The sequence below is a fragment of the Gordonia terrae genome (assembly GCF_051789125.1).
Lineage (GTDB): Bacteria > Actinomycetota > Actinomycetes > Mycobacteriales > Mycobacteriaceae > Gordonia > Gordonia terrae_A.
This window is the reverse complement of record NZ_CP196526.1, coordinates 2,603,954-2,616,034: the sequence shown is the minus strand read 5'-3', so window position 1 is coordinate 2,616,034 and position 12,081 is coordinate 2,603,954. Positions and strand designations below refer to the sequence as shown.

The following is a 12,081-nucleotide window of genomic DNA, read 5'->3' as shown; positions in this document are numbered from 1 at the left end:
ACCGTCTGGCTACGGTTCTCGCGTGACACACGTCACCGACGCCGTTATTTGTACACCGGTCGGACGACAGAAAACAGGCGGCGGCCCACAGTGATTCCAAACATCCCGCCGACGTTCATCTCGAGTTCGGAAGCCGCGGGTTTCTGGCCCTCAGACCCCGACCGTTTTGGCCTGCTCTGCCCGCGCGTCCCGCCGGTTCGCGTGGATGCTGCTCGCCAGCGACGCCCCGATGAAGGCCACGCCGACGAGTCCGGTGATGACCTCGTTGATCTCGATCTCGATGCTGATCAGCAGGATGACGGCCAGGGCACCGATCGCCCAGTGCGCTCCGTGCTCCAGGTATCGGTACTCCCCCAGCGTTCCCTTGCGGACCAGGTAGATGGTGATCGACCGCACGAACATCGCACCGATGAAGCCCAGGCCGAGCGCGATGATGATCGGGTCCGAGGTGATCGCGAACGCCCCGATGACGCCGTCGAAGGAGAACGACGCATCGAGCACCTCGAGGTAGAGGAACAGGAAGAACCCGGCCTTGCCGGTCGCGACGGTGACGGGCGTCGGCCCGGCCCGACCCGATTTCGTGCGCTCACCCTCACTCGCGCCCTGGTCACCCTCACCGCCATCGGCGTCGTCATCGTCCTCGGGGGCGTCCGACATGAACAGTGCGCTGAGTCCGTCGACCGTGAGGTAGGTGATCATCCCGAGGATTCCGGCGATCAGGACGGTGGCGCGGATCTCGTCGGGGGCGAGGTACTCCGCGGCGAGCACCAATGCACCCGCGGCGAGGATGACCGCGAGCTGGTCGAGCTTGCCGAGTGCGGCCAGCGGCCGTTCCAGCCAGGTCAGCCAGGTGTGTCGCCGTTCGGTGAGCACGAAGTTGAGGAACAGCAGCAGAAGGAACATGCCACCGAAGGCGGCGATCTGGGGGTGTGCGTCGGTCAGGATCGTCTCGTAGCTCGGCTGCCCGTCGGCGAAGTGCGTCTGGCCCTCGGGAGGCGGGTTCATCGCCAGGTCCAGGGCCTCGACGGGGTTGAGGTTCCCGGTCACCCAGACGATGAGCAGCGGGAAGAGCAGACGCATGCCGAACACGGCGATGAGCACGCCGACCGTGAGGAACATGCGCTGCCAGAACGCGCTCATCCGTTCAAGGATCGTCGCATTGATGACGGCGTTGTCGAAGGACAGCGACACCTCCAGAACACCGAGGATCGCGCACAGGGCGAGTCCGGTCCAGCCGAGGTAGAGGTAGGCGATCGCCATCGCGATCAGGGTGACGACCAGCGACGGGCCGAAGATGCGCGCGATCATCGCAGCTTCTCGGCATCGCGAGCGAGGTCGAGCAGCGTCTCGGCGAGATCGGCGAGGACGTCGTGGTCGGCGCGCTCGGCCACCGCCGTACCCAGGTCTTCGGCGGCGCAGCGCAGAGCGAACATCCGGTCCCCGAAATCGGCTGCCTCAGCCGACGACAGGATGACGGCGTCAGCGGGAATGGATGTGCCCTCCAGCAGCGTTCTCTGTTCGTAAGCTCGCTGCCTGCAGGAACGCTTGCAATACTTGCGACGACGCCCCAGGTCGGAGTCGACCATGGTGCGGCCACACCACGCGCACGAATATGGCCGGCGACGGTGAGGGTAGCCAGGTTCCACACCGAGACCGTACCGTGCGGCCGCCGTCCAGGAGTCGCGCGACAACACGGAACGTCGCCGATGGCGATGTCACGCACACAAGCGCGTAGAATATGTCTGTTGACCACTCAGTCGTGCGAATCGCACGCGGAGCAAGCAACAGAGATTTCCCGGCAGACCGAGAAATCCGACGAAGCTGAGAGGAATCCTTTCATGGCAGATCGAGTACTTCGGGGTAGCCGCCTCGGCGCGGTGAGCTACGAGACCGATCGCGACCACGACCTCGCGCCGCGACGCATCGTCCAGTACCGCACCGACAACGGCGAGATCTTCGACGTGCCGTTCGCCGATGACGCGGAGGTCCCGTCGAAGTGGCCGTGCAAGAACGGTATGGAGGGCACCATCCTCGAGGGCGCCGAGCCCGAGGAGAAGAAGACCAAACCGCCGCGTACGCACTGGGACATGCTGCTCGAACGACGCAGCGAGGAAGAGCTCGAGGTTCTGCTGAACGAGCGGCTCGACCTGCTCAAGCAGCGGCGCAAGGGCATCACCAACTGACACCGTCGCCCACGACGACATCGACCCGGCAGGGTAATCCTGCCGGGTCGAGTCTTTTTTGGTCGGGTCTTGGTCTGTCTGAATCCGGGCCGCGAGGGCGCTACCGCGAGTTGACGAGGCCCCAGCGTTCGAGTCGGCTCTGCACACCCCAGCGGGCGACCATCGTGAACGCTTCCGACATCACGCCGCCGCTCATCTTGGAGACGCCGATCTCGCGTTCGGTGAAGGTGATGGGCACCTCCCGTACGTCGAAGCCGGCCCGCACCGTGCGCCAGGCGAGGTCGATCTGGAAGCAATAGCCCGCCGACTCGACGGTGTCGAGCTCGATCTTCTCCAAGACGATGCGCCGATACGCGCGGAAGCCGGCGGTGATGTCGTGCACCCGGGCGCCGAGGGCGATCCGGGCGTAGGTGTTGGCGCCGCGGGAGAGGAACTCGCGCCGTTTCGGCCAGTTGACGAGCTTGCCCCCCGGAACGTACCGGGAGCCGATGACGAGGTCCGCACCGTCGTTGATGGCATCGAACAGGCGGTGCAGCTGCTCGGGAGCGTGGCTTCCGTCGGCATCCATCTCGACGATGACGGGGTAGTCCCGGCCGAGTCCCCAGGCGAATCCGGCCAGATACGCCTTGCCGAGGCCGTCCTTCTCCACCCGGTGGAGGACGTGCACTCGTTCCGTCTCGTCCGCGCGCGCCAGTTCGTCGGCGACCTCGCCGGTCCCGTCCGGGCTCGAGTCGTCGACGACCAGGACATGGGCACCGGGCAGGACGTCGTGCAGACGCGCCACGATGAGCGGCAGGTTGTCACGCTCGTTGAATGTCGGCACGACGACCAGCGCACCCGTACCGTCTCCACCGACCACGGGTTGCGGCGGGTCGTCGGGCAGCCGCTGCCCTGCCGTGGCGTCAATCCCCGATGCCATCGAGCTCCTTCGTTGTCCCGGTCGCCCGTGCGGCGGCCGTGCGTGGTCTGAGTGAGAACCTAGTACGCGAGCGCAGCGCAAACAAAAGCCCCGCCACCGCCGCAACGATCGCCACGACCTCCGGCCACGGGCCCAGACGGGTCGCGACGGTGGTGTCATCGTGCAGCGGAAGTCGTGCGGTGAGGACATCGGCGGTGAACACGCCGGACTGTCGGGTGATCGAGCCGTCCGGGTTGATGATCGCGCTCACACCGCTGGTGGCGGCCACGACGACCGACCTGCCGTGCTCGACGGCACGCACCTGTGACATGGCCAACTGCTGATAGGTCATCTCGGTGCGTCCGAAGGTCGCGTTGTTCGTCGGCACGAACAACATCTGCGCGCCTTCGCGCACCGACTGTCGCGCGGCGCGATCGAAGGCGATCTCCCAGCACGTGGCGACTCCGACGGTGACCTCTCCGGAACGTCCCGGCACCTCGACGACCGCCGGCCCGGTCCCCGGGCGGAAGTCGCCCGCCATGTCGGCGTACGACGAGAAGAGTCGGAAGAACGGCCGCCACGGCAGGTATTCGCCGAACGGTTGGACGATGTGTTTGTCGTAACGGTCGACCGGCCCCTGGGAACCGTCCCACACGAGCACCGAGTTGGTGGGCCGGCCGTCGGGGTTGCGGATCAGGGTGCCGACCAGGATCGGGGCGTTGACCGCTTCGGAGGCCGCGGTGATCTCCGCGGCCGCGTCGGCGTTGTCCAGCGGCGAGATGTCCGACGCGTTCTCGGGCCAGAGGACGAAGTCGGGCTGATCGATGCGCCCGCCGTCGACGGCCTTGCCGTAGGCGAGCGTGGCGCGGACGTGGTTGTCGAGGACTGCGCGCCGCTGCGCGTTGAAGTCGAGGCCGAGTCGCGGGACGTTGCCCTGCACCGCGCCGATGCGGGCCGACGAAGTCGCGATGTTGCGGTCCACGGTGCCCGGTGTCAGCGCGATCGCCGCCATCGGGGCCAGCAGCGCGATGGCGACCGCAAGGGTCGCGACCCGCACGACCCCCGACGAGCCCTCCCCCGTCGGCGGTGCGTCACCGGATTCGGTGGGGGCGTCGATGTTCGGCGTGCGCCGGTAGGCACGGACGAGAATCACCACCAGCCAGACGACCGACGACCCGAACAACGCGACCCCGGCGGAGAGTCCGGGCGCACCCAGGACCGAGGCGAGTGGGAGCAGCGGGCCGTCCACCTGACTGAACGCGGCCCTGCCCCAGGGGAACCCGCCGAACGGGAACGCCGAACGCAGCGCCTCGATGAGGACCCACGACAGCGTGAACCACACCGGCGGGGCGGCTAGTCGCATCGTGACCGTCGCGATGGCCCCGAAGACCGCGAGGTAGACGGCCAGTACCGCCGCGAGCGCCAGCCAGGGCAGGGGCCCGACATAGACGCCGATCCACGGCAGCAGCGGTACGAAGAACGCGAGACCGAAGACGAACCCGACCCAGCCTCCCGTGCGGACCCGGGGAGCACCGACGAACAGGGCGGCGAACAGCAGGCCCAGGCCGACGACGGCGAGGAACCACCAGTTGCGCGGGGGGAACGCCGCCCACATCGCCAGGCCGGCCACGACCGCGGTGCCGGTGCGGACGAGCCACGTCGTGGAGAAGGTCATCCGGCGTCCCGGTCGTGGAGAACCCGCCCGCGGTGCACGGTGCGCACACAGCGCGGCAGCACCGCGCCGGGCGAGACGTCCGGCAGCGCGGGCACGCGTGAGCGGGGGTCGGTGGACCAGCGCTGGACCTTCTCGTGCGAGCCCGCGACGACGAGGTCGTCGACCTCCCAGATCGCGTAACTGGCGGGCGCACCGGGCGTGAGGGTGCCGGTGACCCCGTCGTTGACACCGCCCGCCCGCCAGCCGCCGCGGGTCGTGGCGGCGAAGGCGCCGCGCGCGGAGATCGCGTTGGTCGGCTGGTGGTGGTGCACCGCAGCCCGGATCGTCGACCACGGGTCGATGGCCGTGACCGGCGCATCCGATGAGAAAGACAGGGCGACACCGGTTTTCGCGAGCATCGCGAAGTCGTTGAGGGTTGCCGCGCGGGTGGGGCCGAGCCGGGCGTCGTACAGGTCGCCCGGGCCTCCCCACTCGGCGTCGAACAGCGGCTGCATGCTGGCGATGACACCGCAGCGCGCGAGAACGGCGGCGTCCTGCGCGGTGACCATCTCCGCGTGCTCGAGCCGATGCGCGCAACGTGCGAGCGCGGGGGTACCGAGCTCCTCGGCGAGTTCGGTGAGGGCATCGACGACGACACCGGTGGCCGCGTCGCCGATGACGTGGAATCCTGCCTGGATTCCGGCGAGCGTGCAGGCACGCAGGTGGTCGCGGATCTGCGTGGCATCGAGATAGCTGATGCCGGAGGTGTGCGGATCGTCGGTGTAGGGCTCGGACAGCCACGCGGTGTGCGAGCCGATCGCCCCGTCGATGAACAGGTCGCCGCCGAGGGCGTCGGCGCGAGTGATCGACATCAGCTCACGGGCATGGTCGGGATCGGAGACGGCCTGTCCCCAGTAGCGCCGGATCTCGACGGGGTGGTCGAGCTCGCCGAGCGCGAGGAAATCGTCCATGCCGCTGATGTCGGGTCCGCCGTTCTCGTGGACGGCGACGACTCCGTGGGCCGCGGCGAGATCGAGCGCGCGACGCTGCGCGCGTTCCCGATGTGCGGCGGTCACCAGGAGTCGGGCGGCACCGCGGACCAGGTGGTGGGCCTCCGCGACGAGCGGGTCCTCGGGGTGATAGCCGACGGCGTCCGCCAGATCCGGGATGAGGCGGCGTAGCGCCGTGGATGCCACCGCGGAATGCTCGTCGACCCGCGCGAGGTAGACCGGCCGGGTTCCGACGATGGCGTCGAGCTCGCTCGTCGTGGGATACCGGCCGTCGGCCTCTTCGGGGCCCTCCCAGGTCGAGTCATCCCAACCCAGACCCCAGAGGAGCTCCCCCGCTTCGGCGTCGGACCCGGCGGCGACCGCCTTCTCGACGAGCCGCAGACAGTGCGTGCGGCTCGACGCCTCGTTGAGGGTCAGCCCGTCCAGACCGAGCCCGGTCGAGGTCAGGTGAACGTGCGAATCGACGAAACCGGGGCTGACGAACAATCCTCCGAGGTCTGTGATCTCGGCATCGGGGTGCAGTGCGCGTCCGACGTCATCGGTCCCGACCCAGACGACGGTGCCGTCGGTCACGGCCATCGCGGTCGCGTCGGGCGCAGCGGGTGAGTACACCGCACCGCCCAGGAGCAGTTGGGTTGCCACGATCGTTCAGTGTGCCTTGCAGCCCTGCGGTTGACCTCAGTGACCCTGCGGGAGCCGGGGAACGCCCGGGTGCGCCCCGGCGGTGCCCTGCCCGGTGGCGTCGGATTCCACCACGGAACCCTCGACGACCGTCGCGCCACGCCCGTAGAGCCCGGTGGCGTACATGCCGGCGCGGTCCATCGCGGTGGCGACCCGGCGTTCGCCCGCGGCAAGCACGACCGGTCGCAGAACGCGTCGGGTGGGCGGGAAGAGCAGGAGGATTCCGGCCGCGGTGGTGACCACCCCGGGCACGATCAGCAGCAGGGTCGACGCCGCGACGAGCGCGGTGTCGGCGAGCGGTGCGCGCGCGTCGACCTCGTTGCGGGCGGCCCGGCCGAGTTCACCGAACACCTTGCGGCCCTGCCACTGCAGGGTCAGCAGCCCGATGACGACGGCGGCGATGCTGATCAGCACCGCCCACCCGAAGCCGAGGGTCACGACCATCGCGACGAAAGCGGCGATCTCCAGCACTGCGTAGACAGCGAGGTAGCGGAGAGCCATGATGCTTCACCTGTCTTTCGGTACCCGAACGGCACCCGTTGACGTCTGCGTTCGTCGGGTCAACGAACGAGGCGCCGGATTTTCTCCCGACGGCTCGCTCAGCCGGTGTAAAGGCCAGACTCAGCCGGCGGGAGAATCCTCGCCGCGGCCCTCGATGTCTCCCTCGGTCTGCAGGTAGACGTTGCGCAGGGCGTCGAGCAGTTCGGCGGGTGGTTCGCGCCACATGTCGCGCTCGACGGCTTCGAGCAGACGTTCGGCGATGCCGTGCAGCGCCCACGGATTCGACCGCTGCATGAACTGCTGATTGGTCTCGTCGAGTACGTAGGACTCGGTGAGCTTCTCGTACATCCAGTCGGCGACGACGTCGGTGGTCGCGTCGTAACCGAAGAGGTAGTCGACGGTCGCGGCCATCTCGAACGCACCTTTGTACCCGTGGCGCTGCATCGCCGAGATCCACCGCGGGTTGACGACGCGGGCGCGGAAGACACGCGCCGTCTCCTCGGACAGCGTTCGGGTCCGGACCGAATCGGGCCGGGTGCTGTCGCCGATGTAGGCCTCGGGCGACTTCCCGGTGAGCGCCCGCACCGTGGCCACCATCCCGCCGTGGTACTGGAAGTAGTCGTCGGAGTCGGCGATGTCGTGTTCGCGGGTGTCGGTGTTCTTCGCGGCAACGGCGATCCGTTTGTAGGCGGCGCGCATGTCGTCGACGGCCGGTACACCGTCGAGATCGCGGCCGTAGGCGTACCCGCCCCATTCGGTGTAGACGCGGGCCAGATCCTCGTCGCTGCGCCATTCACGGGAGTCGATGAGTTGCAGAATCCCGGCGCCGTACGTGCCGGGCTTCGAGCCGAAGACACGAGTGATCGCGCGACGCCGGTCGCCGTGGTCGGACATCGCGGCGCGCACATGGGCGGCGACGAAGTTCTGCTCGTCGGGTTCGTCCGCGGCGGCGGCGAGCGCGACCGCGTCGTCGAGCATCGTCACCACGTGTGGGAAGGCGTCCCGGAAGAAGCCCGAGATCCGCACGGTGACGTCGATCCGGGGGCGTCCGAGTTCGTCGAGGCCGATCAGCTCCAGCGAGGAGACACGACGCGACATCTCATCCCAGACCGGCATGACGCCGAGCAGCGCGAGCACCTCGGCGACGTCGTCACCCGAGGTGCGCATGGCGCTGGTCCCCCACACCGAGAGCCCCACCGATGCGGGGTACTCCCCGTGGTCGGTGAGGTAGCGCTCGAGCAGGGAGTCGGCCATCGCACGGCCGGTCTCCCACGCCAGTCGCGACGGCACCGCCTTGGGGTCGACCGAGTAGAAGTTGCGCCCGGTGGGCAGCACGTTGATCAATCCCCGGAGCGGGGAGCCGCTCGGCCCGGCCGGGATGAAGCCACCGTCGAGGGCGTGCAGCACACGAGGCACCTCCCCCGTGGTCTGACGGAGTCGGGGCACCACCTCGGTCGCGGCGAAGCGGAGCACGTCGCCCACCGCGTCGGGCAGGCCGCGGGTGGCCTCGGCGACGGCGGTCGCCGACCAGTCGTCCTTCGCGCACGCCGCGACGAGTTCGCGGGCCTGGACCTCGACCGCGTCGACGGTGTTTCGCTCGGCCGACCCGTCCTCGACGAGTCCGAGGGCTTCCCGCAGACCCGGCAGTGCGGACGTCCCGCCCCACAGCTGGCGGGCGCGCAGCATCGCGAGCACGAGGTCGACCTCGGCGTCGTCGCGCGGCGGTTCGCCCAGGACGTGCAGGCCGTCGCGGATCTGCACATCCTTGATCTCGCAGAGCCAGCCGTCGACATGCAGCAGCATGTCGTCGAACACCTCTTCGTCGGGGCGTTCGGTCAGCCCAAGGTCGGAGTCCATCTTCGCCGCGGTCAGCAGCGTCCAGATCTGCTGACGGATGGCCGGCAGCTTCGCCGGGTCGAGCGCGGAGATGTTGGCGTGCTCGTCGAGCAATTGCTCGAGACGTGCGATGTCGCCGTAGGATTCGGCCCTCGCCATCGGCGGGATCAGGTGATCGACGAGCACCGCGTGGGCGCGCCGTTTCGCCTGGGTACCCTCCCCCGGGTCGTTGACGAGGAACGGGTAGACCAGCGGCAGGTCGCCGAGCGCGGCGTCGGTACCGCAGTTCGCCGACATCCCGAGGTTCTTACCGGGAAGCCACTCGAGGTTGCCGTGCTTGCCGACGTGCACGATCGCGTCGGCGCCGAAACCGGTGTCGTGGGCGGCCAGCCATCGGTAGGAGGCCAGGTAGTGGTGCGACGGTGGCAGATCGGGATCGTGATAGATCGCGACCGGGTTCTCGCCGAAACCGCGCGGCGGCTGCACCATGATCGCGACATTGCCGAAAGTCAGTGCCGCGATGACGATGTCGCCATCGGAATTGTGTGTGCGATCGACGAAGAGCTCGCCGGGCGCGGGACCCCAGTGTTCGGTGACGGCATCGCGCAGGCCCTCGGGCAGGGTGTCGAACCAGGTGCGATAGTCCTGCGCCGACAGACGGATCGGATTGGCCGCCAGTGTCTCCTCGGTCAGCCAGTCGGCGTCCTGTCCGCCGGTGGCGATGATCTCGTGGATCAGCCTGTCCGAATCGTCGTCGGCGAGACCGGGAACCGCCCCGGGTCCGGTCTCGGGCCCGATGTCGTAACCGGCGTCGCGCATGGCCGCCAGCAGGCGCAACAGGCTGCGCGGGGTGTCGAGACCGACGGCGTTGCCGATCCGCGCGTGTTTGGTCGGGTAGGCCGACAGCATCACCGCGATCCGCTTGTCCGCAGCCGGTGTCCGCCGCAGCCGCGCGTGCGCGGTCGCGATGCCGGCGACCCGCGCGCAGCGCTCGAGATCGGGCTGGTACCAGGGCAATCCGTCGTCGTCGAACTCCTTGAAGGAGAACGGCACGGTGATGATGCGGCCGTCGAACTCGGGCACGGCGACCTGGGTGGCGACGTCGAGCGGCGACAGGCCGTCGTCGCTGTCCTCCCAGTCCGCGCGAGACCCGGTGAGGCACAGGCCCTGCAAAATCGGGACGTCGAGTGCCGCGAGTCGTTCGATGTTCCACGCTTCGTCGTCGCCGCCGGCCGATGCGGTGGCCGGGGTGGCGCCGCCGGCGGCCAGCACGGTGACCACGAGGGCATCGGCGGTGCCGAGCAGCTCGAGAAGGTCGTCGGGTGCGGTGCGCAGCGACGCACAGAAGATCGGCAGCGCGCGTGCGCCCTTGGCCTCGATGGCATCGCAGAGCGCGGCGATGTAGCGGGTGTTGCCGGCCAGATGCTGGGCGCGGTAGTACAGCACCGCGATCGTCGGGGTGTGGGGCGCCTCGTGGCTCGAGGGCCGTTCGAGCACTCCCCACGCCGGAGTCTGATGCGGTGGTTCGAAACCGTTGCCGGTGAGCAGGACGGTGTCGGACAGGAAGTGATGCAGGTTCACCAGGTTGGCGACACCGCCCGCGGCGAGGTAGTGATGTGCTTGCGTGGCGACGCCTGCGGGCACCGTGGAATGCGCCATGAGGTCCGGATCCGGCTGCTGTTCGCCGGAACACACGACCAGTGGTTTCCCGGTCGCCTCGACTGCGGCGAGACCGTCCTCCCAGGCCCGCACGCCGCCCAGGATGCGCACGACGATCAGGTCGGCGTCCGCGGCCAGGCCGGCGATGTCGTCGATCAGGATGCGCGACGGGTTGGCACCGCGGTACGCGACCGGGGCGAGTGCGGAACCGGGCTCCGGGTCGTGAGCGGCCGAGGCCGTCAGCAGATCGGTGTCCGAGGTCGAGAGCAGCAGGATCATCGTGTCTCCTCGCCGGGTTGTCGCGCCCGGTGCGTGTCGGTGCCGTGAGGCGGTGGAGTGCGAGGGACTGGTCTGACTCCCGGTTGCCCCGGCGTCGATGCCCGGGCCCCGATCACAGTGGCGCGACCGCGCCGGAATTGCACCGGCTTCAGCCCGCTCGCGGTGCGTTCAGCCTACGGCCACCGCCGGCGCCGGTCGTAGGCTGGTGGGATGAACCAGCGAGTCCGGGACGCCGCCGACCGTTGCCCCGGGGTGTTCAGCACACACGAGGCGGCCGACGGCGCCCTGGCCCGTATCCGGCTCCCGGGTGGTCGTATCCGTCCGGATCAACTGGAGATCCTGGCGCAGGCGGTCGCGGCGCACGCCGACGGTCACCTCGAACTGACGGTCCGGGGCAATGTGCAACTGCGTGGGATCACCGATGTCGACGCCGTCGCCGAGGCGGTCGTCGCCGCGGGGCTCGCCCCGAGCGCGAGCCACGACAAGGTGCGCAACATCGAGGTCAGCCCGCTGACCGGCCGGATCGGGGGCGTCGCCGACGCCCGTCCGCTGGCCGCCGCGCTCGACGACGCGCTGCGGTCCGACCCCGCGGCGGCCACGCTGTCCGGTCGGTTCCTCTTCGGCATCGACGACGGCCGCGGCGACATCGTCGCCCGTCGCCCCGACGCCTGCGCCGTCGTCCGCAGCGAGGCACCGCTGACCGCCGACATCCTCGTGGGCGGGGCCGCGGTCGGATCGGCGTCCGGGGTGGACGCGATCGTGGCAGCGCTGATGGCCGTGGCCGCCGGCCTCGGTCGGGTGTCGCCGGGCTCGTGGCGGGTGAAGGACCTCGGAACAGCCGAGCGACACGATCTCGACCAGCTCGCGGGTGCCGGGCTCGACCCTGTCGTCGGTTCGCCGGGCCTGATCGCCGAGCCCTCGGCTGCCGAACCGATCGTGGGGTGGTTCGACCAGGACGACGGCTCGGTTCTGCTGGGCTCGGTGGTCGAGCTGGGACGGCTGCCTGCGCGCCTGGCCGAGTTCATCGCCGCCGTGCAGGCGCCGGTGATCTTCACCCCGGACCGCGAGATCTTGATGTGTGATCTCGACGAGGGCGTCGCGGAGACCGTCGTGCGGGTCCTCGCCCCCATGGGTCTGATCTTCGACGCCTCCTCGCCGTGGGCCCGCCTGACCTGCTGCGTGGGAGCGCCCGGCTGCGCCTCCGCGCACGCACCGGTCCGTGACGACCTCGTCGCCCGGGCGCGCGACGGGGAACCGCTCGACGAGCGCGAACACTGGGTGGGGTGCGCACGTGGCTGCGGTTCCCCGGCCACGACGCATCTGTCGGTCGAGGCCACGCCCGACGGCGGATACGAACGGCGGCGCCGTTAGGCTCGTCAG

9 protein-coding genes are annotated in these 12,081 nt (G+C 69.4%); 2 read left to right on the top strand and 7 right to left on the bottom strand.

Features of this window, described 5'->3' with window-relative positions; all coding sequences use genetic code 11:
• Positions 1-150: 150 nt before the first annotated feature.
• A complete protein-coding gene (locus tag ACSUZC_RS11890) occupies positions 151-1,308 on the bottom strand; it encodes a DUF475 domain-containing protein (protein ID WP_439032956.1) in 1,158 nt (385 codons plus the stop codon).
• Complete coding sequence (locus ACSUZC_RS11885; protein WP_439032955.1) at positions 1,305-1,586, bottom strand: hypothetical protein; 282 nt, start codon at positions 1,584-1,586, stop codon at positions 1,305-1,307. Before ACSUZC_RS11885 ends, ACSUZC_RS11890 begins: the two co-directional genes overlap by 4 nt.
• A gap of 252 nt (positions 1,587-1,838) precedes the next feature.
• Between ACSUZC_RS11885 and ACSUZC_RS11880 the strand changes: the two genes are divergently transcribed.
• Positions 1,839-2,183, top strand: coding sequence for an RNA polymerase-binding protein RbpA (locus ACSUZC_RS11880; RefSeq protein ID WP_058250448.1), 345 nt, complete (start codon positions 1,839-1,841; stop codon positions 2,181-2,183).
• A 100-nt stretch (positions 2,184-2,283) separates the two neighbouring features.
• On the opposite strand, the gene ACSUZC_RS11875 is transcribed toward ACSUZC_RS11880, so the two are convergent.
• The 5 genes from ACSUZC_RS11875 to cobN all read right to left on the bottom strand — a co-directional run bounded on the left by ACSUZC_RS11875 (position 2,284) and on the right by cobN (position 10,701).
• Complete coding sequence (locus tag ACSUZC_RS11875; RefSeq protein ID WP_439032954.1) at positions 2,284-3,102, bottom strand: polyprenol monophosphomannose synthase; 819 nt, start codon at positions 3,100-3,102, stop codon at positions 2,284-2,286.
• Positions 3,086-4,756 carry an apolipoprotein N-acyltransferase gene (lnt, locus tag ACSUZC_RS11870; RefSeq protein ID WP_439032953.1) on the bottom strand — a complete coding sequence of 557 codons (1,671 nt, stop codon included), beginning with the start codon at positions 4,754-4,756 and terminating at the stop codon, positions 3,086-3,088. The genes ACSUZC_RS11875 and lnt overlap by 17 nt, the downstream gene beginning before the upstream one ends.
• On the bottom strand, positions 4,753-6,387 hold the full coding sequence (locus tag ACSUZC_RS11865; protein WP_439032952.1) for an amidohydrolase: 1,635 nt from the start codon (positions 6,385-6,387) through the stop codon (positions 4,753-4,755). The genes lnt and ACSUZC_RS11865 overlap by 4 nt, the downstream gene beginning before the upstream one ends.
• Positions 6,388-6,423: 36 nt before the next feature.
• Complete coding sequence (locus ACSUZC_RS11860) at positions 6,424-6,927, bottom strand: FxsA family protein (RefSeq protein WP_439032951.1); 504 nt, start codon at positions 6,925-6,927, stop codon at positions 6,424-6,426.
• A gap of 120 nt (positions 6,928-7,047) precedes the next feature.
• Entirely contained in the window at positions 7,048-10,701 is a 3,654-nt protein-coding gene (gene cobN / locus ACSUZC_RS11855; RefSeq protein ID WP_439032950.1) for a cobaltochelatase subunit CobN, read from the bottom strand.
• Positions 10,702-10,911: 210 nt separating this feature from the next.
• Here cobN and ACSUZC_RS11850 point away from each other — a divergent pair, with 210 nt between their 5' ends.
• Entirely contained in the window at positions 10,912-12,072 is a 1,161-nt protein-coding gene (locus ACSUZC_RS11850) for a precorrin-3B synthase (protein WP_439032949.1), read from the top strand.
• Positions 12,073-12,081: the final 9 nt, after the last annotated feature.

Bases quoted from the DNA above. Each gene is read 5' to 3' on its own strand.
- ACSUZC_RS11890 (WP_439032956.1), bottom strand. From the start codon at position 1,308: ATGATCGCGCGCATCTTCGGCCCGTCGCTGGTCGTCACCCTGATCGCG.
- ACSUZC_RS11885 (WP_439032955.1), bottom strand. From the start codon at position 1,586: ATGGTCGACTCCGACCTGGGGCGTCGTCGCAAGTATTGCAAGCGTTCC.
- ACSUZC_RS11880 (WP_058250448.1), top strand. From the start codon at position 1,839: ATGGCAGATCGAGTACTTCGGGGTAGCCGCCTCGGCGCGGTGAGCTAC.
- ACSUZC_RS11875 (WP_439032954.1), bottom strand. From the start codon at position 3,102: ATGGCATCGGGGATTGACGCCACGGCAGGGCAGCGGCTGCCCGACGAC.
- lnt (WP_439032953.1), bottom strand. From the start codon at position 4,756: ATGACCTTCTCCACGACGTGGCTCGTCCGCACCGGCACCGCGGTCGTG.
- ACSUZC_RS11860 (WP_439032951.1), bottom strand. From the start codon at position 6,927: ATGGCTCTCCGCTACCTCGCTGTCTACGCAGTGCTGGAGATCGCCGCT.
- cobN (WP_439032950.1), bottom strand. From the start codon at position 10,701: ATGATCCTGCTGCTCTCGACCTCGGACACCGATCTGCTGACGGCCTCG.
- ACSUZC_RS11850 (WP_439032949.1), top strand. From the start codon at position 10,912: ATGAACCAGCGAGTCCGGGACGCCGCCGACCGTTGCCCCGGGGTGTTC.